Annotated in this window: 24 protein-coding genes; 8 read left to right on the top strand and 16 right to left on the bottom strand. The window is 71.1% G+C overall.

Going from position 1 to position 25,889, the window contains the following annotated elements:
• The first annotated feature begins 99 nt into the window (after nucleotides 1-99).
• Entirely contained in the window at nucleotides 100-1,485 is a 1,386-nt protein-coding gene (locus ACFWCK_RS05065; protein ID WP_378804859.1) for an FAD-dependent oxidoreductase, read from the top strand.
• A gap of 2 nt (nucleotides 1,486-1,487) precedes the next feature.
• Here ACFWCK_RS05065 and ACFWCK_RS05060 read toward each other — a convergent pair whose 3' ends face one another.
• Nucleotides 1,488-2,162 carry a Pr6Pr family membrane protein gene (locus ACFWCK_RS05060; protein WP_378805037.1) on the bottom strand — a complete coding sequence of 225 codons (675 nt, stop codon included), beginning with the start codon at nucleotides 2,160-2,162 and terminating at the stop codon, nucleotides 1,488-1,490.
• A 159-nt stretch (nucleotides 2,163-2,321) separates the two neighbouring features.
• Between ACFWCK_RS05060 and ACFWCK_RS05055 the strand changes: the two genes are divergently transcribed.
• Together ACFWCK_RS05055 and ACFWCK_RS05050 are read left to right on the top strand one after the other, a co-directional pair.
• A complete protein-coding gene (locus ACFWCK_RS05055) occupies nucleotides 2,322-2,729 on the top strand; it encodes a fluoride efflux transporter FluC (protein ID WP_378804858.1) in 408 nt (135 codons plus the stop codon).
• Nucleotides 2,726-3,091, top strand: coding sequence for a fluoride efflux transporter FluC (locus tag ACFWCK_RS05050; RefSeq protein WP_378804857.1), 366 nt, complete (start codon nucleotides 2,726-2,728; stop codon nucleotides 3,089-3,091). The genes ACFWCK_RS05055 and ACFWCK_RS05050 overlap by 4 nt, the downstream gene beginning before the upstream one ends.
• Nucleotides 3,092-3,104: 13 nt before the next feature.
• On the opposite strand, the gene ddaH is transcribed toward ACFWCK_RS05050, so the two are convergent.
• Complete coding sequence (gene ddaH / locus ACFWCK_RS05045) at nucleotides 3,105-3,866, bottom strand: dimethylargininase (protein WP_378804856.1); 762 nt, start codon at nucleotides 3,864-3,866, stop codon at nucleotides 3,105-3,107.
• 136 nt (nucleotides 3,867-4,002) lie between these two features.
• Between ddaH and ACFWCK_RS05040 the strand changes: the two genes are divergently transcribed.
• Nucleotides 4,003-7,401: an efflux RND transporter permease subunit gene (locus ACFWCK_RS05040; RefSeq protein ID WP_378804855.1), complete on the top strand. Its 3,399-nt coding sequence runs from the start codon at nucleotides 4,003-4,005 to the stop codon at nucleotides 7,399-7,401.
• A 22-nt stretch (nucleotides 7,402-7,423) separates the two neighbouring features.
• Here the strand turns inward: ACFWCK_RS05040 and ACFWCK_RS05035 are convergent, their stop codons facing one another.
• The 5 genes from ACFWCK_RS05035 to ACFWCK_RS05015 form a co-directional block, all read right to left on the bottom strand.
• On the bottom strand, nucleotides 7,424-7,963 hold the full coding sequence (locus tag ACFWCK_RS05035; protein ID WP_378804854.1) for a YaeQ family protein: 540 nt from the start codon (nucleotides 7,961-7,963) through the stop codon (nucleotides 7,424-7,426).
• A gap of 26 nt (nucleotides 7,964-7,989) precedes the next feature.
• Nucleotides 7,990-9,288: a serine hydrolase domain-containing protein gene (locus tag ACFWCK_RS05030; RefSeq protein WP_378804853.1), complete on the bottom strand. Its 1,299-nt coding sequence runs from the start codon at nucleotides 9,286-9,288 to the stop codon at nucleotides 7,990-7,992.
• A gap of 191 nt (nucleotides 9,289-9,479) precedes the next feature.
• Nucleotides 9,480-9,974 carry a MogA/MoaB family molybdenum cofactor biosynthesis protein gene (locus ACFWCK_RS05025; RefSeq protein ID WP_233312470.1) on the bottom strand — a complete coding sequence of 165 codons (495 nt, stop codon included), beginning with the start codon at nucleotides 9,972-9,974 and terminating at the stop codon, nucleotides 9,480-9,482.
• Nucleotides 9,971-10,441, bottom strand: coding sequence for a cyclic pyranopterin monophosphate synthase MoaC (moaC, locus tag ACFWCK_RS05020; RefSeq protein ID WP_378804852.1), 471 nt, complete (start codon nucleotides 10,439-10,441; stop codon nucleotides 9,971-9,973). The genes ACFWCK_RS05025 and moaC overlap by 4 nt, the downstream gene beginning before the upstream one ends.
• 185 nt (nucleotides 10,442-10,626) lie before the next feature.
• Entirely contained in the window at nucleotides 10,627-10,884 is a 258-nt protein-coding gene (locus ACFWCK_RS05015; protein ID WP_378804851.1) for a MoaD/ThiS family protein, read from the bottom strand.
• Nucleotides 10,885-10,975: 91 nt separating this feature from the next.
• Here ACFWCK_RS05015 and ACFWCK_RS05010 point away from each other — a divergent pair, with 91 nt between their 5' ends.
• Nucleotides 10,976-12,121: a ThiF family adenylyltransferase gene (locus ACFWCK_RS05010; RefSeq protein ID WP_378804850.1), complete on the top strand. Its 1,146-nt coding sequence runs from the start codon at nucleotides 10,976-10,978 to the stop codon at nucleotides 12,119-12,121.
• Nucleotides 12,118-12,528 (top strand): molybdenum cofactor biosynthesis protein MoaE, encoded by a 411-nt coding sequence (locus ACFWCK_RS05005; RefSeq protein WP_233312466.1) that lies wholly within the window; start codon nucleotides 12,118-12,120, stop codon nucleotides 12,526-12,528. The genes ACFWCK_RS05010 and ACFWCK_RS05005 overlap by 4 nt, the downstream gene beginning before the upstream one ends.
• Before the next feature lie 195 nt (nucleotides 12,529-12,723).
• Here the strand turns inward: ACFWCK_RS05005 and moaA are convergent, their stop codons facing one another.
• The 5 genes from moaA to ACFWCK_RS04980 all read right to left on the bottom strand — a co-directional run bounded on the left by moaA (nucleotide 12,724) and on the right by ACFWCK_RS04980 (nucleotide 17,284).
• Nucleotides 12,724-13,824, bottom strand: a complete 1,101-nt coding sequence (gene moaA / locus ACFWCK_RS05000; RefSeq protein WP_378804849.1) for a GTP 3',8-cyclase MoaA — start codon at nucleotides 13,822-13,824, stop codon at nucleotides 12,724-12,726.
• 235 nt (nucleotides 13,825-14,059) lie between these two features.
• A complete protein-coding gene (locus ACFWCK_RS04995; RefSeq protein WP_378804848.1) occupies nucleotides 14,060-15,160 on the bottom strand; it encodes a sulfate/molybdate ABC transporter ATP-binding protein in 1,101 nt (366 codons plus the stop codon).
• A complete protein-coding gene (locus tag ACFWCK_RS04990) occupies nucleotides 15,157-16,068 on the bottom strand; it encodes an ABC transporter permease (protein WP_378804847.1) in 912 nt (303 codons plus the stop codon). The genes ACFWCK_RS04995 and ACFWCK_RS04990 overlap by 4 nt, the downstream gene beginning before the upstream one ends.
• Nucleotides 16,065-16,880 (bottom strand): molybdate ABC transporter substrate-binding protein, encoded by an 816-nt coding sequence (modA, locus tag ACFWCK_RS04985; RefSeq protein ID WP_378804846.1) that lies wholly within the window; start codon nucleotides 16,878-16,880, stop codon nucleotides 16,065-16,067. Before modA ends, ACFWCK_RS04990 begins: the two co-directional genes overlap by 4 nt.
• Nucleotides 16,877-17,284 carry a molybdopterin-binding protein gene (locus tag ACFWCK_RS04980; RefSeq protein WP_233312462.1) on the bottom strand — a complete coding sequence of 136 codons (408 nt, stop codon included), beginning with the start codon at nucleotides 17,282-17,284 and terminating at the stop codon, nucleotides 16,877-16,879. The genes modA and ACFWCK_RS04980 overlap by 4 nt, the downstream gene beginning before the upstream one ends.
• A gap of 243 nt (nucleotides 17,285-17,527) precedes the next feature.
• Between ACFWCK_RS04980 and ACFWCK_RS04975 the strand changes: the two genes are divergently transcribed.
• Together ACFWCK_RS04975 and ACFWCK_RS04970 are read left to right on the top strand one after the other, a co-directional pair.
• On the top strand, nucleotides 17,528-18,040 hold the full coding sequence (locus ACFWCK_RS04975) for a nucleoside deaminase (RefSeq protein ID WP_233312461.1): 513 nt from the start codon (nucleotides 17,528-17,530) through the stop codon (nucleotides 18,038-18,040).
• Nucleotides 18,041-18,066: 26 nt separating this feature from the next.
• On the top strand, nucleotides 18,067-19,605 hold the full coding sequence (locus ACFWCK_RS04970; RefSeq protein ID WP_233312460.1) for an NCS2 family permease: 1,539 nt from the start codon (nucleotides 18,067-18,069) through the stop codon (nucleotides 19,603-19,605).
• 100 nt (nucleotides 19,606-19,705) lie between these two features.
• Here the strand turns inward: ACFWCK_RS04970 and ACFWCK_RS04965 are convergent, their stop codons facing one another.
• From ACFWCK_RS04965 to ACFWCK_RS04950, 4 genes are read right to left on the bottom strand one after another with little or no spacing between them, the layout of a single operon-like run.
• Complete coding sequence (locus tag ACFWCK_RS04965; RefSeq protein WP_378804845.1) at nucleotides 19,706-20,323, bottom strand: NTP transferase domain-containing protein; 618 nt, start codon at nucleotides 20,321-20,323, stop codon at nucleotides 19,706-19,708.
• Nucleotides 20,320-23,268 carry a molybdopterin-dependent oxidoreductase gene (locus ACFWCK_RS04960; protein ID WP_378804844.1) on the bottom strand — a complete coding sequence of 983 codons (2,949 nt, stop codon included), beginning with the start codon at nucleotides 23,266-23,268 and terminating at the stop codon, nucleotides 20,320-20,322. The genes ACFWCK_RS04965 and ACFWCK_RS04960 overlap by 4 nt, the downstream gene beginning before the upstream one ends.
• Nucleotides 23,265-24,257 (bottom strand): FAD binding domain-containing protein, encoded by a 993-nt coding sequence (locus tag ACFWCK_RS04955; RefSeq protein ID WP_378804843.1) that lies wholly within the window; start codon nucleotides 24,255-24,257, stop codon nucleotides 23,265-23,267. Before ACFWCK_RS04955 ends, ACFWCK_RS04960 begins: the two co-directional genes overlap by 4 nt.
• Entirely contained in the window at nucleotides 24,248-25,567 is a 1,320-nt protein-coding gene (locus tag ACFWCK_RS04950) for an XdhC family protein (RefSeq protein ID WP_378804842.1), read from the bottom strand. The genes ACFWCK_RS04955 and ACFWCK_RS04950 overlap by 10 nt, the downstream gene beginning before the upstream one ends.
• Nucleotides 25,568-25,889: the final 322 nt, after the last annotated feature.

Here is a 25,889-nt window from a genome sequence, read left to right as displayed (position 1 = left end):
TCACGCAAGGGCACGGCGTTTCGTCTCGCTGCTCCTTCGCCGCTGCTCGCTCAACGACCCGGGTGACCTTACCGACGCCCGGGATAGGCTGGCACCACGATGGGCATCTCGCGGCGAACCCTGCTCGTCGGCGCCGGAGCCGGTGCCGTCGCGGTCGTCCTCGCGGCCTGCACCCCCGGGCCGCAGCCCACGAGGTCGCCCACCACCGCCCCGCCCTCGCCGACGCCGACGGTGCCGCCCGGCGCCGCGCCGGAGCCCACCGCGTGGATGCGCAGCACCTGGTCGACGGACGCGTACTCGCGCGGCGCGATGAGCTATCTGCCGGCCGGGGCGACGCCTCAACTGCGCACGGATCTCGCGGAGCCGATCGGCGATCGCGTGTTCCTCTCCGGCGAGACGACGGATCCGGATCATCCCGGAACCGTCCCGGGCGCGATCGACGCGGGGCAGCGGGCCGCCGCCCTGCTCATCGCCGCCTCGACGAGCGGCGAGCGCGTCGCAGTGGTCGGCGCCGGTGCCGCCGGGGCCGCCGCCGCACGCGCTCTCACCGACGCGGGGCGCACGGTGACGGTGTTCGAGGCGCGCGAGCGCACCGGCGGGCGGATCCACTCGGTCGCGGACAAGAAGTGGCCGATCCCGGTGCAACTGGGCGCGTGGCTCTCCGCGGGCGAGGAGGCGGGGACGCTGGGCGGCGAGCTGGCCGCGCAGGGCATCCACCGGCTGACGTTCGACACCCCCACGGGCTGGTCGAAGGACGGGGCGGCGCCCGCGGTCGACGAGGCGCCGCTGCGGCACGCGATCGAGCAGGCGGCGAACGCACCGGCCGACATGCCGGTCGACGCCGCACTCAAAGCAGCCGGCGCCGACCCCGCCGATCCGGCGCTCGCCGCGGCGCTCGCGTGGCTGCAGGCCACCACGGGCGCGGATGTGGAGAAGGCGTCGAGCTGGTTCCCGCCGACGTTCGTGCCCGACTCCCTCGTGGGTGCCGACGGCGACGTCGGTGTGCTCGTGAACACTCCCCTCGACGGCATCAAGGTCACACTCGCGTCGCCGGTGACGCGCATCGCCTACGACGACTCGGGAGTGAGTCTGCGCCTGGGCACCGGCGAGTCGCTGTCCTTCGATCGTGTGATCGTGACGGCCCCGCTCGGCGTGCTGCAGCACGGGGCGATCGAGTTCGCCCCGCCGCTGCCGTTCGCGCACCGGGGTGCGATCGCGGCCCTCGCCTCGGGATACGTGGAGACGGTGTGGGTGCAGTTCGACGAGGCGTTCTGGAACGTCGACGCCGACCTGTGGCACGTCGTGGGCGGTGACGCCTCTGTCCGCACCTGGCTGAACCTCCAGCCCGTCACCGGCAGGCCCGTGCTCGTGGGTCTCGTCGGCGGCCCCGAGGCGGAGGCCTTCGCGAAGCTCGGAGACGGCGATGCGGAGGCCGTCGTCCGCGAGTCCTTGCGGGTCTTCGTCGCGGCGACGCCCACGCCCTGACCTCAAGGCGGATCCGATCCTTCGGCGTCCGCCCGCGACGGTCTCGCCAGATCCGTCCGCGCCATGGTGGGCAACCGGCTCAGCGCGACCAGACCGCTCGCGACCAGGGCGAAGATCGCCAGCGCGATCAGGCAGGTGACGATCATCTCGGGCAGGCCCGACACCTGCCGCGGATCGAGGAAGTAATACGGGTACCAGCCGACCACGCCGCCCCGCCAGATCGTGAAGACGCCCCAGGCGGCCGGGTACAGCAGCACGTAGGGCACGATCCGCCAGGAGGCCGTGCGCCGGCCGGGGCCGAAGACCCAGGCGATGACGGTCCAGGCCGGAAGCACGAAATGCAGCACCACGTCCGACCACGGCACCCAGATCGGGATGCCGTGCAGTCCCGCCTGCCAGACGATGAGGGCGAACGCGAGCCCCGCCGTGATGGTCCAGCTGAGCACGACCGCGCGGGCGGTGGTGAGCCAGGCGGGATCCTCCGGCATGCGCAGCGCGATGATCCCGGCGATCAGGGCGAGCACGGCGAACACGATGTTCGACTCGATCGTGAGGTACGCGAGGAAGTTCTGCCCGGCGATCGTCTGCGAGCCCAGACCCCAGAACAGACGGTCCACGAGGGCGACTCCGCACACGGCCGCGGTCAGCAGCCGCGACCAGCCGAAGGCCGACCTCATAGTCACGCGTGCATCGTCCTCCTCGGCCGCATCGGCAGGGCGGATCCTCCGGGCAGGTCCCCCGCCACCCGGCCGAGTCTACGTAACCGGGCTGGCAGCAGGGCCAACCGCATGCCGTTCGTCGAGTGCGCCGGGGGCGCGAGGTCTAGGCTGACGGGCGTGAACTCGCCCGTCCCCCTCCGCCTCGCGCTCGTGGTGGCCGGGGGCGTGATCGGCACCGCCGCACGGCTCGGTCTGGGGCTGGCGCTGCCGACGCCGAGCGGTCACGGGCTGTCCGCCGTGCCCTGGGCCACACTCATCGCCAACGTGGTCGGCGCCTTCCTGATCGGCGTGCTCGCCGCGCGGCTGCCCGGCTCGCATGCGGTGCGGGTGCTGCTGGGCACCGGTGTGCTCGGCGGGTTCACCACCTACAGTGCGTTCGCCGTCGGCACGGTGACGCTGTGGCACGCACAGCCCTGGCTCGCCGCGGCGTTTGCGATCGGCAGCGTCGTGCTGGGCATCGGTGCCGCGGCGCTCGGTCTCGACCTTGCACGCCCCCGCGCGGCGCACACACAGGCACACGGATGACCCCGCTCACCTTCCTGTTCGCCGCTCTCGCCGGAGGCGCGGGCGCGGGGCTGCGCTATCTCGTCGACCTCGGGGTCGCCCGCCTCGTCGGCTCGCGGTACCCCTGGGGTGTCCTGGTGATCAACCTCACCGGATCGTTCGCGCTCGGGTTGATCACCGGGGGGTTCCCCGGCGCCGCCTTCATCGTCGGCGCGGGTCTGCTCGGCGGCTACACCACGTTCAGCACCGCCATGCTCGACACCGTCGCGCTCTGGCGGGACGGATCCTCGCGCGCAGCCGCGTTCAACGCCGCCGGGATGCTGCTGCTCGGGATCCTCGCCGCGATCGCCGGGCTCGCGCTCGGCGCGGCCATCGCCGGCTGAGGCCGGGTCCGGCTCAGTCCCGCACGCGCACCGACAGGCAGGTCACGCAGCCTTCGAGCTTCTCGAACTCGGAGACGGGGGTCTCGATCACCGTGAGGCCGCGATCCCGGAAGAGCTGCGCGCTCTGCGGGGCATCGGCCGACATCAGCACCGTGTTCTCGTCGAGCACGACGACGGCCGTGCCGTGCTCCTCCGGCACCGCGAGGAACTGCGGGTAGATCGTCGGGTCGTCGACGAGCGGCGGATAGCCGATCACGGTGCCGTCGGGCAAGGCGGTGACGCCGCTCTTCAGATGCAGCACCTTGGTGACCTCGACGGGCACGACGGTCCAGCCGCGCGGGGCGAGCAACGCATCCATCTGCCGGATCCCCTCGGCGTTCGTGCGCAGGGTCTGCCCGACGTAGACCGTGCGGCCGACCTTGAGCACGTCTCCGCCGTCGAGCGTTCCGGGCGCCTCGATCGCGGCGAACTCGATGCCCGCCTTCTCGAGGGCCGCGCGGGTCGTGTCGATCTCGCCGCGCCGCGAGTCGGCGCCGGGCCGGGTGAGCAGGGCGATGTCGCCGAACATGACCACGGTGTCCTCGACGAACACCCCGTCGGCGTGCGCGTCGTCGGGCTCGATGTCGATCACGTCCCAGCCGAGGGAGCGGTACACCTCGACGTAGGCCTCCCACTGCCGCAGCGCGAGTTCCGGATCCACCGGGACCCGCTCGAGGTGCGTGAGCTCGCCTTCGGCGAGGCGGGGCGAAGGACGGCGGACGAGGAGGCGCGACATCGTCCCAGAATAGACGGGGCGGTCGGACGGGAGATCTCGATACACGAACGCATCTAGACTCATCACGTATTCGGGGTCACCCCGTGCCGCAGGCTGCGCACCGGCCGTCCGCACGCACTGATCGAGAGGATCCGACGTGTCCACACTCGCCGTCCTGAGCCTGCGCAACCGCGCCCTGATCGCGCTCATCACGATCGTCGCCGCCGTGTTCGGCGGCCTCGCGCTCACGAACCTGAAGCAGGAGCTGATCCCGTCGATCGAGTTCCCGCAGCTCGCGATCGTCGCCAGCTACCCCGGCGCCTCGCCCGAGGTCGTCGAGCACGACGTGTCGACCCCGATCGAGACGGCGATCCAGGGCGTCCCTGGCCTGGACACCTCGACCGCGACGAGCACGACGAACTCCTCCGTGATCCAGGCGTCCTTCGCCTACGGGACCAACCTCGCGACGGCCGAGCAGAAGATCAACCAGGCGATCGGTCGGATCAAGTCGCAGTTGCCCGACGGCGTGGATCCGCAGGTCATCACGGCGTCGATCGACGACTTCCCAGTGATCCAGGTCGCGGTCACCGGCTTCTCCGACGCGGAGGCGGCGCAGCAGCGCCTCACGAACACGATCATTCCGAAGATCGAGCGACTCAAGGGCGTCAACGCGGCTTCGCTCGTCGGCGGCCAGGGCAAGCGCCTCACGATCACGCCCGACACCACCGCCCTGCTGGCGGCGGGGCTCTCCTCGAGCGCGATCAAGGATGCGCTGCAGCAGAACGGCACCCTGTTCCCGGGCGGGTCGATCACGGAGAACGACAACACGCTCACCGTGCAGACGGGGGAGAAGCTCACCAGCGTCGAGCAGGTGCAGGCGATCCCGCTGATCCCGACGGCGGCGACGCCCGGCGCACCCGCGGCGGCCCCCACCACGATCGGTGCCGTGGCGAAGGTCGAGATCGACGGGGATCCGGTCACCTCGCTCTCTCGTGTCGACGGCAAGACCGCCCTCACGATCGCAGTGACCAAGCTGCCGTCGGCGAACACGGTCGACGTGTCGAAGGCCGTCACCGCGCTGATCCCGCAGCTCAAGAAGGACCTGCCGGGCGCGACGTTCACCACGGTGTTCGACCAGGCGCCGTTCATCCAGCAGTCGATCGAGTCGCTCGCTCAGGAGGGGCTGCTGGGCCTGCTCTTCGCCGTGCTCATCATCCTGGTCTTCCTGCTCTCGGTGCGCTCGACCCTGGTCACCGCGATCTCGATCCCGACCAGCGTGCTCATCACGTTCATCGGAATCCAGGCCTTCGGCTACTCGCTCAACATCCTCACGCTCGGCGCGCTCACGATCGCGATCGGCCGCGTCGTCGACGACTCGATCGTCGTGATCGAGAACATCAAGCGGCACTACGTGCAGGGCGCCGACAAGAAGACCGCGATCCTCAGCGCCGTGCGCGAGGTCGCGATGGCGGTCACCGCCTCAACCATCACCACGGTCGCCGTGTTCCTGCCGATCGCCTTCGTCGGCGACATGACCGGGGAGCTGTTCCGACCGTTCGCCCTCACGGTGACCATCGCGATGACGGCGTCGCTGCTCGTCGCCCTCACGATCGTGCCGGTGCTCGCGTACTGGTTCCTGCGCCCGGGCAAGCCGCTGCTCGGCCCGGACGGCCACGCGATCGACCCCGAGCACGAGGACGCCCCGCCGAACTGGCTGCAGCGCCGCTATCTGCCGATCCTGCGCTGGACGCTCAAGCACTCGTGGACCACGCTGGTGCTCGCGGTCGTCGTGCTCATCGGCACGATGGCGGCCGCCCCGCTGATGAAGATCAACTTCCTCGGATCCAGCGGCCAGAACACCTTCACGATGACCCAGTCTCTGGGCCAGGCGCCGAGCCTCGCCGCCGAGGACACCGCGGCGCAGAAGGTCGAGGAGGCGATCAAGGACATCCACGGCATCAAGACCGTGCAGGTCTCGATCGGATCCAGCGGATCCGCCCTGCGGGACGCGTTCTCCGGTGGCGGCGCCGGCATCACCTACTCGATCACGACGGATCCGTCCGCGAATCAGGAGACCGTGCAGGCCGATGTCCGCGCCGCCGTGAAGAAGCTCGACGGTGTCGGCGACATCACGATCGCGGCCTCGGAGGGCTTCGGATCCAGCGACATCCAGGTGAAGATCACCGCGCCGGACGAGAAGACCCTCACCACGGCGACCGATGCGCTGGTGACCGAGCTCAAGGGCTCGGCCGGTGTGAACCAGGTCACCAGCAACCTCTCCGCCTCCCTCCCGTACATCTCCGTGCAGGTCGACCGCGCTGCCGCGGCGAAGGCGGGGCTCAGCGAGGTCGCGGTCGGCGGGATCGTCTCGCAGGCGATGCGCCCGCAGCAGATCGGATCCGTGGAGATCGACGGATCCTCGCTCACCGTCTACCTGCAGAGTGCGAACCCGCCGACCACGGTCGACGAACTGAAGGCGCTCACCGTCCCGAGTCGCGCGGGCCTGATCCGGCTCGATGCGATCGCGACCGTGCAGCAGAGCGAGAGCCCGGCGTCGGTCACGACCCAGCGCGGACAGCGCACCGCGACCGTCTCGGTCACCCCGAAGGGGAACGACCTGGCGAGCGCCTCGGCCTCGGTGTCGAAGGCGATCACGAACGCCAAGCTCCCCTCGGGGGCCGACGCCTCGCTCGGCGGCGTGGTCACGCAGCAGCAGGACGCGTTCGGCCAGCTCGGACTGGCGATGCTCGCGGCGATCCTCATCGTCTACATCGTGATGGTGGCGACCTTCAAGTCGCTGCGCCAGCCGATCCTCCTGCTGAGCTCGGTGCCGTTCGCGGCGACCGGCGCGATCCTGCTGCAGATCGCGACCGGCGTGCCGCTCGGCGTCGCCTCCCTCATCGGTGTGCTCATGCTCATCGGCATCGTGGTCACGAACGCGATCGTGCTCGTCGATCTCGTGAACCAGTACCGCGAGAAGGGGATGAACGCGCACGACGCCACGATCGCGGGCGGATCCCGGCGTCTGCGCCCGATCCTGATGACCGCGCTCGCCACGATCTTCGCGCTCACCCCGATGGCCCTCGGCATCACCGGGCACGGCGGATTCATCTCGCAGCCGCTCGCTATCGTCGTGATCGGCGGTCTCGTGTCCTCGACCGTGCTGACGCTGCTCGTGCTGCCGACGCTCTACAACCTCGTCGAGGGGGCGAAGGAGCGCCGGGCGGCGAGGCGCGCGGCGAAGGCCGGCGGATCACCGGACGGCACGGACACCTCGGATCCGGGCACCCCGACGGCACCGGAAGCGCCCTCGGGCAACGGGTCTCCGGCCGCGGCGGAGCAGGGGAGCGAGCCGTCCGCGGTCGCGGACGAAGCAGCAGGAGAAGCGGTCGCCGCGGCGTCCCCCGTGGCGGCGCCTGCGGCAGATCCGTCGGAACCGCCGACCTCGACCTCGCAGTTGTCCGCCATCGCGGCGGCCTACGTGGAAGGCGCGGAATCCCCCGCGCATCACCCCACCCGGCGCGAGCTGCGCGAGCACGGCCTGTCCGACGTCTGAGCCCGCGACGCGGGGCAGGACCTCAGCCGAGCTCGTGCTCGTGGATCGCCGTCGTCAGGCTCGTGCCGTTGAGGTCGAGGTAGAGCGTGCGCTCGGTGACGGTCATGGTGACGCTGTTGCGGCGCTCCAGCAGGGGCACCGCTGACTCGATGAAGCCCGGATCGAAGCTGTAGACGCGGATGTGCTCGGCTCGGTGGATCCGCTTGCCCTCCCACGGCGCCATGACCTTGGCCGGATCCCGATGCGTGTACACGACGGTGCGCTCGGCCAGCCGGGATCCGTAATGCAGGCGCTCGGCATCGGGGGCGCCGACCTCGATCCAGCCGGTGGTGCGCCCGGTGAGGTCGCGCACGACCACGGCGGGCTCCTCCGTGCTGGAGAGCCCCTCGCTGAAGGCGATGCCCTCGGCGAACTCCAGCCCGTAGGCGAGCAGCCGGGTCAGCATGTAGGCGTCGGTCTCCGACGGGTGCCGCGCAACGCGCAGCGAGTAGTCCTCGTAGACGCCGCGGTCGGTGTCCGCCAGTTGCACGTCGAACGTGTGGATCGTCGCCCCAATAGCCATAGGCGTCCCACCTTACGCGGCCGGGCTCAGGGGGCTCCCTCGACGGCGCGTCCGAGGGCTGCGGCCACGGCGTAGAAGATCGAGTCCGCGGGGGTGATCCCGGCGGCCCCCACGGGATGATCGCCGTTGACCTCGACGACCACCGTCGTGTCCGTGCGGGTGTCGTAGTACAGCGCCGTGTTGTATCCGGGCACCTGTCCGTTGTGACCGAGCCAGCCCTGCACGCAGTTCAGCCCGATGCCGTATCCCGCCGGGGTGGGGAAGGAGGAAAGACGCGCGATCTGCGCATCCCGGGGGAGCAGGTCCTGTCCGGTGCCGAGGGCGCGGCCGTACACGAGCAGGTCGTCGACGGTGCTGACGATCTCGCCGGAGGCGCCCGCCTGGGACACGTTCCATGCGGTGGAGTCCCGTGTCGGCGCGTTTCCGCTGATGGTGTCGTCGACGATTCCGAGGCTGGTGTATCCGTGCGCGTGCGGCTCGGGCAGGACGGCGGAGGCCAGCGGGTACGAGGTGTGGGTCAGCCGGAGCGGATCGAAGATCCTCCGCTGAAGCTCCTCGGCGAGAGGGTGCCCGGTGATCTTCTCGATGACCTCACCGAGCAGCACGGTGTTGGTGTTGGAGTAGTGGAACTCGGCGCCGGGTGCCGAGGTGCGCGGCATCGCGAACGCCGTCGCCAGCCGCTGATCGACCGTCCAGATGATGCTGTAGTCGGTCAGGTACAGCTTCATGAACTCGAGATCGTCGGTGTAGTTGGCGATGCCGCTGGTCATGTTCGCCAGTTCGAGGATCGTGATCTCGGATCCGTGCGGCACATTCGGCACGTAGTCGCTGATCGGATCGCTCAAAGACAGCTTCTTCTGCGAGACCAGCTGCATGATCACCGTGGTCGTGAACGTCTTCGTCACCGATCCGATGCGGTGGTAGACGTCGGGGGTCAGGGGTTCCTTCGTCGTCAGGTCCGAGACGCCGTAGGCGCTGACCCAGGTGCCCTGCGGGGAGCGCACCGCGACGACCGCGCCGGGCGCAGCCGTCGCCACGAACGCCGCAGCGGCCGCAGTGTCGAGCGACGTGGACTGCGCCGAAGGCAGCTTCCCGGTGGCTGCGGCGACTTGCGTACGGTCGATCACCGATCCGGGATCCGGGACGCACGCCGAGGGATCGACCGCAGGTGAAGACGGCGGACGGGTGGAGGGCGGTGGCGTCGTCCCGTTCGCGGTGCACCCGGTCACGGTGAGCAGGGCGCCCACCAGCACCGCCAGGAGAGCTGCGCGCCCGTGATGGTGGAGTCGTGGTGCCCTGGCGTGCAGGTGCTGCGCGTCGATCATGGGAGAGACCGCCCCTCATCGCTGAGAGCGGTGCCCCAGCGCTGCCCTCTGAGCACACTGTAGGGGGTGCGCGCGGGCTGCGTCGATGGCGGAGTGCCATGGTTCCCGGCGGATCGATCCACCGTGTCGTGCTCGGACCGGACGGGCCTCGCACGACTTCGGTGGCGCGGGGCGGGTCGTCCCGGCCCGTATCAGCGGTGGTCGCCGCGGCCGCTCAGCTGGGCCAGCAGATGATCCAGGATCGGATCCAGCACCGCGAGGCCGTCGCGCACGCCGCCGCGCGAGCCGGGGAGGTTCATCACGACGGTGCGCCCCGCGACTCCGGCGACTCCGCGGGTGAGTAGGGCCATCGGGGTCGCGGCGAGGCCACGGCGACGCAGCTCCTCCATGAGGCCGGGGATCTCCCGGTCGAGCAGCGCGGCGGTCGCCTCGGGGGTGCGGTCATCCGGCGAGAGCCCGGTGCCTCCTGTCGTGAGCAGCAGATCCGGAGCACCGTCGAGTGCGGCCGCGAGCGCCTCCGCCACGGAGGCGTCGGCGGTGACGACCGGATCGCCGACCGCGAATCCGCGCTCGGCCAGCCACGCGCGGATGACGGGCCCGGTCTCATCGGTGTACACGCCCGCCGAGGCTCGGGTCGACACCACGAGCACGGTCGCGGACCTGGTGGACGACGGCTCCGTTGTCACTCCGCGGTCCAGTCGCCGCTCTTGCCGCCGGACTTCGCGAGCACGCGGATGTCGCCGATCACGGCGTGCTTGTCGACGGCCTTGATCATGTCGTAGAGGGTGAGCGCCGCCACACTGGCGGCCGTGAGCGCCTCCATCTCGACCCCGGTGACGCCCTTCGTGACCGCCGTGGCGAGGATGCGCACCCGATCGCCCTCGGGCACGAGGTCGATCTCTACACGGCTCAGCGGCAGCGGGTGGCAGAGCGGGATGAGCGTCGAGGTCTGCTTCGCCCCCATGATCCCTGCGATGCGGGCAGTGCCGAGCGCCTCGCCCTTGGGCAGCGTGCCGTCCGCGATCTTCGCCACGACGTCGGCCGTCGTCTGCAGCACGGCCTGTGCTCGCGCTTCACGGCGCGTGACGGCCTTGTCGGTCACGTCCACCATGTGCGCGGATCCATCGGCCCGCAGGTGGGTCAGATCGCTCATGCTCGTCTCCTCCGGCTCTTGTCTTCCTGCCACGGCCCCAGATCACCGAGCTTGTCACGTTTCGCCGACGGATCCGCCGGAAATCTCGGCCAGACGGGACATCGTCGGCGATTCGGGACCCGATCCGCGGGATGCAGACGGGCATGGGCGTCCCGGGGTGCGTCGGCGGAACGGATTCGCCGAACTCAGCCACCGGCGAACGGCGGCAGGATGTCGACGGTCTCGCCGAGGGGGCGGGAGTCGTCGCGGCTGACGGTGCCGTCGACCAGGAACGAACCGGACTTCAGCACTTTCGCCATCGGAGCGCCATAGCGTCCGAGCAGCTCCGCGCGCAGGGCGCCCACCGTCGACAGGGCGCCGCCGGCATCGACGGTCAGCCGCTCCTGATCGCGTCCTGCTGCCTCGGCGGCCGCGGCGAAGTACCGCACGGTGATGGTGGCCATGTCCTCAATCTTACCCGTATCGCGGAAAACGGCATCCGCATCATGGAAAGCGGGCGGTCCAGCGAGGGGTTCCCCGCGTACACTCGATCCTATGATCGCGCTCGTCGAGCCGGGGCCGGAACTGCCGCCCGAACACATCGCCCGGTACAGCCGCCAGCTCATGCTGCCCGGCTTCGGCGAGACGGCGCAGCGACGTCTGCGCGCGGCCCGCGTGCTCGTGATCGGTGCCGGCGGCCTCGGCAGCGCCCTCGTCCCCGCGCTCGCCGGAAGCGGCGTCGGCACGATCGGCGTGATCGACGACGACGTCGTGGAGCTGTCCAACCTTCATCGCCAGCTCAGCCATGGTGTGGACGACATCGGGCGGTCCAAGGTCGGCTCACTCGCCGACACCGTGCGCGACATCGATCCAGGGATCCTGGTGCGCCCGTACCGGGAACGTGCGACCGCCGAGACGCTGCCGGGGATACTCTCCGAGTACGACCTCCTCGTCGACGGCAGTGACAACTTCCCGACCCGGTACCTCGCGGACGACGCCGCGCGCCTCGCGGGGAAGCCCCTGGTCTGGGGATCCATTCTGCGCTTCCAGGGCCAGGTGGGTGTGGCCGTGCCCGAGGTCGGCTTCCGCGATCTGTTCCCCGCGCCGCCGGCCGCGGGCGAGGTGCTCTCGTGCGAGCTCGGCGGGGTGCTCGCGAGCCTGTGCACGGCGATCGGATCGTTCATGGCGACCGAGGTCGTGAAGCTCATCACGGGCATCGGCGAGCCCCTGGTCGGCCGCGTGCTGTTCTACGACGCGCTCACCGCGCGCACCCGTGAGATCGAGTTCGATCGGGCCGAGGACGCCCCGGCCGTCACCGATCTCGTCGATTACGAGCTGTTCTGCGGCACCGGCCCCGACAAGGACGCCGAGGACACAGCGGCGCTGTCGGCTGCCGAGGTGCTGCGGCTGCAGCGCGAGGACGGCGTGCGGCTGCTCGACGTGCGCGAGCCGCACGAGACTCTGCTGCGGGGGATCCCCGGGGCCGGCACGCTGCCGCTCGGTGCACTCGAGGGCGGCGCCGCGATCCCCGCGTTCCCCGAGTCGAGCGCGGGGCCGCTGGTCGTGTTCTGCGAGAAGGATCCGCGCTCGCGGCGTGCGGTGCAGATGCTGCGCGAGCGCGGCATCGAGGCGCGCTACCTCGTGGGCGGGATCGGAGCATTCGCCGCCGTGGGCGGAACGACGGAAGGGGCGGGCGCATGAGCGAACGCGCGATCATCAGCGACCAGCCGCTGGACGAGGCGGTCATCCGTGCGGCGGTGGGCGACGCGGCCCACGGAGCGACGGTGATGTTCTGCGGCATCGTGCGCGATCACGACGGGGGTCAGTCCGTGCGCTCGCTGGACTACCGCGCGCACCCCGACGCGGAGCGCTTCCTCGAGGAGATCGTGGAGCGCGTGACGGCGGAGACGGGGCTGCTCGTCGCGGCCGCGCACCGGGTCGGCGACCTCCGCATCGGCGACGTCGCCCTGTTCGCCGCGGCATCGGCGGGCCACCGCAAGGAGGCGTTCGAAGCGTGCGAGCACCTGGTCGAGGAGATCAAGCGCGGGGTGCCGATCTGGAAGCGCCAGCACTACGTCGACGGCGTGTCGGAGTGGGTCGGGCTCTGAGCCGATTCCGGCGCGGTCACTCCCGCCGTCGGTGCTGGCTGGGGCGGTGCTCCCGGGGTCATCGCTCCCGGGGTCGTTGAGCGAGCCCCGAGCGGAGCGAGGAGCGCGACGAAACGGGGTGTTCTCGCGAGGGTGCGGCGTTTCGTCTCGGTCGGCTTCGCCGTCCTCGCTCAACGACCCCGGGGCTGGGGAGGCTCAGCCTCCGATGTAGCTCATCTCGATGCGGTGCCGGTCGGCGCGCAGCTCGGGAGTGAGGCTCCCGCGGATCTCGGAGTAGCGGTCGTCGCGCACTCCCCAGATCCGCGCGAGGGTCGCCGCGAGCTCGGCGTCGTCGGCGCCGCCGCGCAGCAGTGCGCGCAGGTCATGCCCCTCGGTCGCGAACAGGCACGTGAACAGGCGTCCCTCGGTGGAGAGACGGGCGCGGTTGCAGGTGCCGCAGAACGCGTTCGTGACCGATGAGATCACGCCGATCTCACCGGATCCGTCGACATAGCGCCAGCGCTTCGCGGTCTCGCCGGTGGCGGCCGGAGCGATGGGCTCGAGCGGGAAGCGCGCATCGATGGTCGCCACGATCTCAGCCGAGGGGACGACCTCGTCCAGGCTCCAGCCGTTCGTGGCGCCGACGTCCATGTACTCGATGAAACGCAGCACGTGACCGGTGCCGCGGAAGTGCTCGGCGAGGCTCAGGATCTCGCTGTCGTTGACGCCGCGCTTGACCACGGTGTTGAGCTTCACGGGCATGCCGGCGGCCTGTGCCGCGTCGATACCCTGCAGTACGCGCGCAACAGGGAACTCGACGTCATTCATCCGCCGGAACAGCTGATCATCCAGAGAATCGATGGAGACGGTGATGCGATCGACGCCCGCGTCCTTGAGAGCTTCCGCCTTGACGGCGAGGGCGGATCCGTTCGTCGTCAGCGCGATCTCGGGCTTGGTGCCGTCGAGGGTGCGCAACGCCGCGAGCCGGGCGACAAGATCCTCGATCCCGCGACGCAGCAGCGGCTCCCCGCCGGTGAGGCGCAGCTTGCGGACGCCGTTCGCGAGCGCGGCCCGGGCGATCCGCTCGATCTCCTCGAAACTGAGCAGTTCATGCCGTTCCAGGAATGCATAGTCGCGACCGAAGACCTCGCGCGGCATGCAATAGACGCAGCGGAAGTTGCACCGGTCGGTGACCGAGATCCGCAGGTCGCGCAACGGGCGATCGCGGGCGTCGAGGACACCGGACGACGGCAGCCGCCGAGCACCGCTGCGCGCCGGAGCGGCATCGGTCCCGTGCGTTCGCGACGCGGTCGTCATCGATCTGTCCCCTTTCGAGGGGCAACCGTAGCACCGGCGTGAGGGAGCAGGATCCGGATGAAGGCTTTTCGGGGTCGTTGAGCGAGGGCGCCGCAGGCGACCGAGACGAAACGCGGCGATCTCGCAGGGGACCGCGTTTCGTCTCACTCCTCGCGCAGACCCGCACTGAGCGAGCGCAGCGAGTCGAAGTGTCGGTGTTCGCTCAACGCCCCCGGGAGGGTTCGCCGGTGCTCGCTCAGCGACCCCGAGGGGCCTCGGCGCGCACCGACACATCGGCATCGTCGATGCGGAACGCGAGGCGCTGCCCGGGGTGCAGCCCGAGTGCGACGGCATGCGTGGACGGGCAGTCGACGGCGACGCCGGGGTACTCGGCCGTGCGCAGACGGATCCCGCCGGGGATGGGATCCAGTTGCGTCACCCGACCTGTCCAGTGGTTCGGATCGGTGGCGGATCCGGCATCGGCGCGCTCCTGGAGCGGCTCCGTCCGCACGGATCCCGGCGCGAACACGGCGCTGCCGGTCTCGCCGACGCCCAGCGCATCGCCGTGCCCGCGCAGCACGAGCCCGCCCACGTGCACGACGTCACCGTCGGCGCCGACCGCTTCGAGGCGGTTCACGCCGGCGAGCGCCGCCACGAATTCCGTGCGTGGGTGCCCCAGCACCTCGGCGGTGCTGCCGCCCTGCACCACAGCGCCGTCGTGCATCACCAGCGTGCGCGCGGCGAGGATCAGCGCGTCCATCGGGTCGTGCGTGACGAGCAGGATCGGGATAGCGGGGCTCTGGCCCTGCTGCGCGGCGATGAGCCGCCGCGCCTGTGCGGCGGAGGGGGCGTCGAGCGCGGCGAACGGCTCGTCCAGCAGCAGGGCGTCGGGCTCGGCGGCGAGGGCGCGCGCGATCGCGGCCCGTTGCTGCTGTCCGCCGGAGAGCTCGGCCGGGCGACGCGCGGCGAGACCACCCAGCCCGACCTCCTCCAGCCGCAGCGAAGCGCGATGACGGGCCTCGGCCCGCGGAACCCCTTGTGCGCGCGGTCCGAACGCGACGTTCTCGCGTATGGAAAGGTGCGGGAACAGCAGCGGGCGCTGGCCGAGCAGCGCGATGCGGCGCCGGGACGGCGGCACGTGAGTCCCGCGCGGCGCACCGGGACCGGCAGGGGCGTCGAGCACGCGGTCGCCGACGACGACGGAGCCCGCGGCGGGCAGGAGTCCGGCGATCGCGTTCAGCAGCGTCGACTTGCCGGATCCGTTCGGTCCGATCACGGCGAGGATCTCACCCGGCTGCGCCTCGAAGGCCGCGGACATCGCGAACGCGCCGCGACGGGTGTGCACATCGACCTTCATCGCACGCTCCCCGCTCGCCACCCGCGCACCAGCACGAGCACCGCGAGGGCGACGAGGATCAGCAGGAGCGAGAGCGCGATCGCCGTGTCCTCCTCGACCCCGGCGCCGTTGAACGCCGTGTAGATCGCGAGCGGCATGGTGCGAGTCACCCCGGCGGCGTTGCCGGCGAACAACGCGGTCGCCCCGAACTCGCCGAGCGCCCGCGCGAAGCACAGCACGGTGCCGGCGATGAGCCCGGGGGCGGCGAGCGGCAGCGTCACCCGGCGGAACACGGTGAACCGGCTGGCCCCGAGCCCTGCCGCGACCCGCTCGTGCTCGGTGCCGATCGCCCGCAGCGCGCCCTCGATCGAGATCACCAGGAACGGCAGCGCCACGAACGCCTGCGCGATGACCACGGCCGTGGTCGTGAACGGGATCCTGATGCCTGCGACGGCGAGGGCTCCGCCGAGCAGGCCGTTGCGCCCGAGCAGGGCGAGCAGCGCGATGCCTCCGACGAGCGGGGGCAGGACGAGCGGCAGCGTGGTCAGCGTGCGCAGCACCGAGGCCAGCCATCCGGGGCTGCGCGCCATGGCGATCGCGAGAGGCACCCCGAGGATCGCGCAGATCACGGTCGCGATCGCGGCAGTGGTCAGCGAGAGCCCGAGCGCCTGCAGCGCGGCCGGCGAGGTGATCGCCGCCGGGACCGTCGCCCAATCCAGCCGCACCAGCAGTGCGATGAACGGCAGCACCAGCAGCAGCCCCGCGACGATCGCGGGGATCAGCAGCCAGGCGGGAAGGCTCTCGCCGCGCCGGCGCTGGGCGGACGGGAGAACCGCCGATGCGGTGTGCGGGGTCGGGGAGTCGCCGCGCGCGGCCGTCGTCGACGACGACACGACCGCGCGCGGGTCCCTCCGGCCCCCCGTTCTCATGCGCCGCCGAACCCGAGATCCTTGAGGATCTTCTGCCCCTTGTCGGACTGCACGAACTTCTGGAACGCGGTCGCGGCCTCGGCGTTCTTCGAGGCCTTCAGCACCGTGATCGGGTACTTGTTGATCGCCTTGTCGGCGCCGGCGATCGCGATGCCGGTCACCGCGGAGCCTGCGGCCTTGACGTCGGTGGTGTAGACCAGGCCCGCATCGGCCTCGCCGGCCTTGACCTTGGCGAGAACCGCGGTCACGTTCTGCTCCTCGCTGACCGGGGTCGCCGTCACTCCCGCGGCGTCGAGGAGCGTCTTCGCGGCGTTCCCGCAGGGCACCGCGGGCGCGCACAGCACGAGCTTGAGCGCCGGGTCGGCGAGCGAGGTCAGATCCTTCACCTTCAGCGGGTTGCCGGGTGCGACAGCGATCTGCAGCACGTTCGTGGTGAAGATCGGGGCGTCACCTGCGAGCCCCGCCTGGGTGACCTTGTCCATGTTCTTCTGATCGGCCGAGGCGAACACGTCGACCGGGGCGCCCTCGATGATCTGCGTCGCGAGCGTCGAGGACCCGTCGTAGGTGATCGGGTTGACGTGCACCTTCGGGTTCTCCGCCTCGAACTCGGTGGTGATCTGGTCGAAGGCCTTGCTCAGCGAGGCGGCGGCGAACACGGTCAGCTCGCCGCTCACCGTCGAGGCCGCGGCGGTCGGGGTGGGCGTCGGCGTCGCGGCGGGCGACGAGCCCGAGCACGCGGTCAGGGCGAGCGCCGCGGCGAGGGCCGTGGCGGCGAGCGCGGAAAGGCGGAACGGCAGGGGGGAGCGGGTCATCGTGACTCGGTCCTTTCGGTTTCGATGATCATCATGGTGGCTTTGGTGACGGCGACGGCTTTGCTTCCGACCTCGAGGCCGAGCTCGGTCGCAGCCTCGGCGCTCATGAGCGACACGATGCGGTGCGGTCCGCTCTGCAGCTCGATCTGCGCCATGAGGCCCTCCACGCGCACGGCGGTGACGAGACCGACGAAGCGGTTGCGCGCGCTGCGCAGCACGTTGCCGCCCGGATCGGGTTGGCCGGCAAGCGCCTGGGCTCGTTCGGCGAGCTCCGCGCCGGGCACGATCTGGTGTCCGGAATCGTCCTTGGAGACGGTGAGGATCCCCTCGGCCGCCCAGCGGCGGATGGTGTCGTCGCTGACGTCGAGAAGGCGTGCTGCCTCACTGATCCGAAAATGCGTCATGGAAGGGATGATAGCGCCGCGAATGCGGAGTTGTGACCATCTTTACCGCAATGTGGAATGTGAGTTCCAAAAAATCATGGACGCGGACAGGGATCGCTGTTATCGTCATTCCAGCCCGAGGCCGCAACAGCCGTCTCGGGTGGGATGACAACCTAGCGGTTCGACGTACTTATCTCGAGGAAGGGCCCGACGAAGGGCTCGACCGGAAGCCGTATCACTGCGACGACAGCAAGGAAGCTCTCCATGAACAGCACCAGTGCGCCTTCGTCCGCTGCTGCGACGACGCCCGCCGAGTATCTCGCTCAGGCCGTCGCCCTCGCCACGGACAACGTCCGAAACGCCGGAGGTCCGTTCGGCGCCATCATCGTCTCGGCCGACGGCCGGGTCTTCGAGGGCGTCAACAGGGTCACCGCGAACCTCGATCCCTCGGCGCACGCCGAAGTGACCGCGATCCGCAACGCGTGCCAGCAGCTCGGCACGTTCGACCTCTCCGGCGCCACCCTCTACACGAGCTGCGAGCCGTGCCCGATGTGCCTCGCCACGTCGCTCTGGGCGCGCGTCGACCGCGTGTACTTCGCGGCGAACCGCGACGACGCCGCCGACGCCGGCTTCGACGACGCGGTGTTCTACCGCTATTTCGAGGGCGGGCCCGAGGACAAGGCCCTCATGCCCGTCTCCGACATCGCCCTGCCGGCTGAGGAGCGCGTCGCGCCCTTCACCGAGTGGAGCCACACCACCACCCGCATCGAGTACTGACGACCCGAAGGAATCAGGAGCAGACAATGACGTCATCCACTCCCAGCCCCGAGACCGAGGGCATGCCCACCGTCTCCGGCGGTGACGTGTTCTCCCGCACGGCGCAGGACCTGCCGCCGCTGAAGACCGGCACCAGCACCACCGTCGACGCCGAGCCGAAGAACGCCTTCGACAGGTTCTTCGAGATCTCGCGTCGCGGTTCGACCGTCGGCCGCGAGATCCGAGGCGGCATCGTGACCTTCGTCACGATGGCCTACATCGTGATCCTCAACCCGCTGATCCTCGGCGGCACCAAGGACGTCGTCGGCCACGCGCTGCAGGCCGCGCAGATCGGCGCCGCGACCGGCCTCACCGCCGGCGTGATGACGATCCTGTTCGGCGTGATCGCCCGCCTCCCGTTCGCGCTCGCCGCGGGACTGGGCATCAACTCCTTCCTCGCCGTCTCGGTCGTCGGTCAGGTGACCTGGCAGGAGGCCATGGGCCTGGTCGTGATCAACGGCGTGCTGATCGTGCTGTTCGGAGCCACCGGCATCCGGACCGCGATCTTCAAGGCCGTGCCCCAGGCGCTCAAGGCCGCGATCACGGTCGGCATCGGCCTCTTCATCGCCTTCATCGGCTTCGTCGACTCGGGCTTCGTGAACCGCACACCGGCGGGGCCCCCGGTCCAGCTCGGGAACGGCGGATCGCTCACCTCGGTCCCCACTCTGATCTTCCTGCTGGGCGTCGTGATCATCGCGATCCTCGTGGCGCGCAAGGTGCCCGGCGGCATCCTGATCGGCATCGTGGCGACGACCGTGGTCGCGCTCATCGCGCAGGCCGTGCTGAACCTCGGACCGTCCTTCAAGGACCCCAACGGCTGGCACATGACGATCCCGCAGCTGCCCAGCACCTGGATCACGGTGCCCGACTTCGGGCTGGTGGGTCAGTTCGACCTGTTCGGAGCCTTCGGCCGGATCGGTGCGCTGTCGGCCACGATGCTCGTCTTCACCCTCGTGTTCTCGAACTTCTTCGACGCCATGGGCACCATGACCGGTCTCGCGAAGAACGCGGGCCTGGCCTACAAGGACGGCACCTTCCCGCGGCTGCGTTCCGCGTTCGTCGTCGAGGGCTTCGGCGCCGTCGCGGGAGGCGTGACCTCCACCTCGTCGAACACGGTCTACGTCGACAGTGCCTCCGGAATCGGCGAGGGCGCCCGCACGGGGCTCGCCTCGCTCGTGGTCGGCGCGCTGTTCCTGCTCTCGATGTTCGTCACCCCGCTCACGCTGGTCGTGCCGATCGAGGTCGGATCCGCGGCGCTGGTCGTCGTCGGCGCGATGATGATGGCTCAGATCCGCGAGATCAAGTTCGACAAGTTCGCGGTGGCGCTGCCGGCCTTCCTCACCATCGTGACGATGCCGCTGACCTACTCGATCGCCAACGGCATCGGCGTCGGCTTCATCTCCTGGGCCCTCGTGAACGCCGCCTCGGGCCGGGCGCGCAAGGTGCACTGGCTGATGTGGGTGGTCGCCGCGGGCTTCGCGCTCTACTTCGTGCGCGGCCCCGTGGAGCAGCTGCTCGGGCACTGAGCCCGGACGATCCGAAGCCCCCGATCCGCACTGCGGTCGGGGGCTTCGGCGTGCTTGCGCCCCGGAAGGGGCGGAAGGGGCGGGAGCCCGGGAGCGGGGATCAGCGCGGGACGCGCAGCTCGGGCCAGGACGCGAGGTCGGCGGGCTCGTCGATGTCGTCGCCGCGGCCGAGATCACCGCATTCGACATCGTCGACGAGGTGCCGGTTGCGCGCGATCCAGGTGCGCGCCGCAGCATCGCCCTCGGCGAGGGCCGCGGCCGCGCACAGGTCGCCGGTGTCGAACACCACCGGGTTCCCCGGCGCGCCGTGCCACACCGCGCGGGTGACCCGCCCCGGCACGTGCGCCGCGAACAGGCGGCGGATCACGTGCGCGTCGACGCCGGGCTGATCCACGAGCAGCACGATCACGGCGTGCGGCGGAGCATCGGTCACGACCAGCGGCAGCACGGCGGCGCGCAGCGAGGCGGACATGCCCAGCTGCGCGTCGTGCACCTGGACCACGTGCGCCGCGGGGCAGCGGTCGCGCAGCCAGCTCCGTGCTGCGCGACCACCCGGACCGACCGCGACCGCGACGCTGCAGCCGGCGTCGGCCGCGGCGCGCGCGACGCGGGTGACCAGCACCTCGCGGTTCCACGGCAGCAGGGCCTTGGGGCCGCGTCCGAGGCGAGTGCCGCTGCCCGCGGCGAGCACGATCGCGTGGCGTGAGCGGGTGGTCATGACCGGGCCTGCTCCGCGTCGCGCCCCGCGCCGGACGCGTCGGAAGCCAGGATCGCCGCGTGGATCCGGTCCCGCGTGAACGGCGTCACGGTCATCCGGATGCCGGTCGCGTCGCGGATCGCCGCAGCCAGCGCGGGCGCGATCGGGTTGAACGGCGACTCGCTCATCGATTTGGCCCCGAGCGGGCCGAGCACGTCCGAGGTCTGTGCGAAGTGCACCTCCGAGCGCGGGACGTCCGCGAACGTCGGCACGTGGTACTGGCGCAGGATGTCCGACACGACGGTGCCACCGTCGTCCACGCGCACGATCTCATGCAGCGCGGCGCCGATGCCCTGTGCGATGCCGCCTTCGACCTGGCCCCGGCACTGCTCCGGGTTCACGACCACACCGGCATCGGCGGCGTGGATCGATCGCAGGATCCGCAGCTCTCCGGTCGCCTCGTCGATCGCGACGCGGAACCCCTGCACGTTGAACGCGACCGAGCGCGGCGTGCCGCCCCAGTACCCCTTCTCCTCGAGCGCCCCGCCGTGAAGCTCCGCGTCGGCGGCGATGTCGGCGAGGGCGACCGACTGCTCGCCGCGGATCACGCGTCCTCCGGTCAGCACGCACTCGTCGACGGGGGCGTCGAGCAGCGACGCTGCCCGGGCGAGGATGCGCCCGGCGAGCGCGGTGGCGGCGGCGTGCGTGGCCCGGCCCGCGACGACGGTCCCGGTGGATCCGAAGGCGCCGGTGTCGTGCGGCACCAGATCCGAGTCGGACTGGCGCAGCCGCACGGCGCGCGTCGTCGTCTGCAGCACGGTCGCGGCGATCTGCTGGTGCACCGTGGAGGTGCCGTTGCCGAACTCCGCCGTGCCGACGTCCAGCCCGAACGCCCCGTCGGCCTCGAGCCGGATCACGGTGTGCGAATGGTGCCCGCGCGGGGGGACCGTGGCGATCATCGCGACGGCGGATCCCTCCCCGAGACGCCATCCCGGCGCGAGTCCGGCGCGGTCCGTCTCCCGATCCCGCGCGAGGCCGTCGCGCACGATCTGCACGCATTCGTCCAGACCGTAGCTGCCGATGATGAGGTCGGGCTCCTCGTGCGCGGCGATCATCGCGTCGTCCTGACCGATGAGGTTCGCGGTCCGGAATGCGAGCGGATCCATCCCCAGCCGGCGCGCGATCTCGTCGACGGTCGATTCGATCGCGAAGATCATCTGGCTCAGGCCGTAGCCGCGGAACGCGCCGGAGGGCACGGTGTTCGTGTAGACGACGTCGGCGTCGATCTTCTTCGCGTCTGCGCGATAGACCGCGATGGACTCGCCCACGCCGTGGAACATCACGCCGGGGCCGTGGTTGCCGTAGGCGCCCGTGTTGGAGCGCACGTCCACGCCGATGCCGGTGATCCGGCCGTCCTTCGTCGCGCCCATGCGCACCCGGATGCGGAACGGGTGCCGCACGCTGGTCGCCGTCAGCACCTCCTTGCGGGAGAACTCGACGCGCACCGGTCGCCCGGTCGCCATGGTCGCCAGCAGCGCCAGATCCTCGGTGAACACCTCCTGCTTGCCGCCGAAGCCGCCGCCGACGCGGGCGGAGTAGACGCGCAGCTGCTCCCGATCGATGCCGAAGATGCGGGCGAGCGTGCGCCGGGCGAGGAACGGCACCTGAGTGCTGCTGCGCACGACGAAACGGCCGTCCGGATCCTGCCAGGCGATGGATCCGTGCGTCTCGAGGGCCGTGTGCGAGACGCGGTGGGTGTGGAAGGTGCGGTCCTCGACGACGTGGCTCGCGGCGAGCTCGGCCGTGAGGTCGCCGACCTCGGTGTGCAGCTCCATGACGATGTTGTCATCGGGGCGAGCGACCCCCTCGGGACTCGATGCCTCGCGGCCCGCGGCCCGATCGCGCTGACCGCCCGGCGAGGCCGGTCCGTGCAGGGCGAGCGTGCCGGGGCGATCGGCGCGTTCCGGATCCGTGTTCGCGGGCAGGACTTCGTACTCGACGTCGACGAGACGGGCGGCGCGCTCTGCCGCCCGCTGCGACTCCGCCACGACCAGAGCCACGCGCTGCCCGACGAAGCGGACGTACTCGTCGAACACGCGGGTGTCGTACGGATCGTCGGCTTCGATCTCGTGCTGCGCCGTGGAGAACACCGTCGAGGGAGCGTCGTCGCGGCCGAGGACGCGCACGACGCCTTCCGCGGCGAGGGCGCGCGTCGCATCGACGCGGACCACGCGCGCATGCGGGTGCGGGCTGCGCACGACGGCGGCGTAGAGCAGCGGGCCGGGGAGCTCGGCCGGGTCGATGTCCATCGTGTAGCGGACGGTCCCGGTCACCACCCCGGTCGCAGCAGGGGCTCCGGTGGCACGGCCGACGCCGCCGGCGCGGTCATCGATGTTCACGGTGCCGTGCACGGCATCCTCGATCGCGCGGTATCCGGTGCAGCGGCAGATGTTGCCCTTGAGGGTGCGGCCGAGGTCCTCCTCGGCGCCGGCGGGCATCGAGGCGACCGTGCACACCATGCCCGCGGTGCAGAACCCGCACTGGAAGCCGGCGGCGCGGCGGAACCGCTCCTGCACGGGGTGCGGATCCTCGGGGGTGCCGAGGCCCTGGACCGTCACGATGTCGCGGCCGGCGGCGCGGTGCGCGGGGTACACGCAGCTGTGCACCGCCTCGCCGTCGACGATCACCGTGCAGGCGCCGCAGTCGCCGCCGTCGCAGCCCTTCTTCACGCCGTACGAGCCCTGATCGCGCAGCCAGGTGCGCAGGCACTGCCCGGGCTCGGGATCGACGGCGACCGCGCGACCGTCGAGCGTCGCGGTCGCGGTGCGGGAAGCGCCGGTTCCGCAGATCGCCCCTCGTGGGTCTCCGTGTCCTGCCTGAGACTCCCCGCTCTGTGCGGAGTCTCGTGCCGGATCCGGAGTCTCGCGCTGCGGGGGCCGGACGGTCCCGATGTTCCCGGCGGTCATCGTGCACTCCTCTCGATGCGCAGGTCGCCCGTGACCCGCCCGATCGCGTCGTCGACGCCGGTCGCGAGGCCCGGCAGCAGTTCCGCGAGGATCTCCTCGCCGAGGCGATGCGTCATCCGCCGTCGCCAGGCGGGCTCGCCGTGGATGTCGTCATACCAGCCGCGGGTGCGGTCGACCGCGGCGTCGACGGCGGCGCGCCAGGCAGGGCCGTCCGCACGTGTCGCGAACCCGTCGCCCGTCCCCGCGGATTGAGCATCGGGATCCGCCGTCAGGTCGAGCACGAGGGGGTGGAACGTCGAGGCCGTCACCGTGAGCCGCAGCGCCGAGGTCGAGGTGCGGCGTCCGATCAGCAGGGCGGCCGAGCGCCCGCGCTCGGTGAGGGAGATGCGGCGGAAGGCGGACTCCTGCGCGAGCGCGCGGACGGCCACGAGGAAGCCGCGGATCAGCTCGCCGTCGGCCAGGCGGGTGCGGGCGGGGCCGACGATGAGGTCGGCCACGGGTGTGCGCCGCTCTGATCGGTCCGGGCACAGGATCACGGCGGTCGCGTCCCAGCTGCTCAGCAGTGAGATCATCGGCCCGGCCGGCAGCGCGGTGGCCACGTTGCCGCCGACGGTCGAGACGTTCCAGATCTTCCATGACGCGACGAAGGAGTCGCAGGCCGGCGGGATCAGATCCAGCCCGGGCAGGCTCCTGCGCGGCATCCCGCCGGGGAAGGGCTCGTCGGCGAGGGCGCGCAGATCCGCGATGCGGCACGTCGCGGCGATCTCCAGCGTGCCGTGCTCCAGCGACCCCAGACGGTCGCCGGTGCCGTGCCAGGTCAGCGGCGCCCATCCGGCTCCCGTGATGTCGAGCAGCCGGGTGGGCGCGCCGCGGGTGATGTCGGTGCCGTACGAGAAGATCACGGTGCCTCCTGCGAGCCAGGAATCCCCCGGACGCCACAGCCCGGGGTCGGCGCACATCAGCACCTCGTCGACGCTCGTCACGTCCATGCCAGGGCCTCCTTCGGGGTCGCGGAGAGTCGCGGGGCGGCCGCGCAGGTGCGGCCGGCAGACGCCGCTCCGCTGCCGCGCTCGGCGGTGACGGTCGTCGCGACCGGCTCGGCTCCGCGCCGCGCATCGTCGTGCACGTCGCCGGCGGTGTCACGGAGACGGGCGGGCAGCGCACGGTTCCCGGCTTCGGCGGGGGAGCTGGCGGCCGCGGATCCGGATCCGGCTCGCGCGGCGGACTCCACGAGGATCAGCTCGGCGAGGATCGAGACCGCGACCTCGGCCGGGGTGCGCGCGCCCAGGTCCAGCCCGATCGGGGAGTGCAGCCGGCCGAGGTGGGCGGAGGTGAGCCCGCCCGCGCGCAGCTCCTGCTCGCGCTTCTCGTGCGTGACGCGGGATCCCATCGCGCCGACGTACGAGACCTCGCGGCGGAGGGCGGCATCGAGCACGGGCAGGTCGAAGCGCGGGTCGTGCGTGAGCATCACGATCGCGGTCCGCCCGTCCACGCGCCCTGCCGCGACCTCCTGCGCGAAGTGCTCGGCCGGGTGCATCAGCACGACCTCATGCGCGCCCGGGTGGCGATCCCGGGTGGCGAACACCGGCCGCGCGTCGCACACGGTGACGTGCCTGCCCAGCGCTGCGGCGGCCTGTGCGAGCGCCGCGGAGAAGTCGTTCGCGCCGTAGATGAGGAGCCGCGCCGGCGTCGCCGTGGACTCCACGAGCAGGCGCCGCACCACCGGGCACTCCGTCGCGGTGCGGTCGGTGACGTCGATGACGTGCGTGCCGCCGGCGCGCAGCGCGGCGCGGACGCGGTCGGCCGAACGCCCCGCGGCACGAGCGACCTCGGCGGGGAGCTGTTCCCCGTCGAACGCGGCGCAGACCGCGTCCGCACCGAGTGCGATGCCGAGACCCTCCGCAGTGAGGAGAGCGCCGGCCGTGGTGTCGTGCAGGGGCAGGTCGCGCACCAGATGCGCGCGAGCGCCGGGGTCGACCCTGCCGAGCGCCCGCACCGGCTGCACGAGCACGCGCACGTCGCCGCCGCACATGAGGCCGATCGAGATGCCGTCGTCGTCCGCGTAGCCGAAGGAGTGCAGCTCGGTCGCGCCGGAATCCAGGCACGTGAGTGCGGCATCGACGACGGCGCCCTCGACGCAGCCGCCGGAGACGGATCCGATCGTGCGGCCGTCGTCGCGCACGGCCATCGACGTGCCCGCCGGGCGCGGGACGGATCCGGACACCTCGACGATCGTCGCGATCGCCCAGCGGTCGGGTTCGGCGAAGCACTCGCCGTACTCGTCGACACGATCCAGCATGGGGCACCTCCTCATCCAGGTGCCGGCCATCGGCACCTGATCAGGACGGTGCGTCGGGACTGTGCCGGAGAGCCTCGTGCGTGAGGGACCTTCCTGGCGAGGAGGAACCCCGGGTCACAATCCACGGCGTCACCGCCTGGGATGCCCGGTAGATGGTTCACTGTCGTAACCCGCCTAGGCCTGAGGTGATTCTACGGGACCATCGTCCGAGTCGCAAGAAAAACATCCGTCATGCGGATTTGAGTTTCCGCTGTACGAACTTGATGGTCGATGCACGAGGTGTCCGTCCGTGTCGTCCGGGCGACGACGCGACGGCGCCTCG

Source organism: Microbacterium sp. NPDC060117 (assembly GCF_042729315.1).
Classification (GTDB): domain Bacteria; phylum Actinomycetota; class Actinomycetes; order Actinomycetales; family Microbacteriaceae; genus Microbacterium.
The sequence above is the reverse complement of the archived record's forward strand: the minus strand, read 5'-3'. Positions and strand labels throughout refer to the sequence as shown.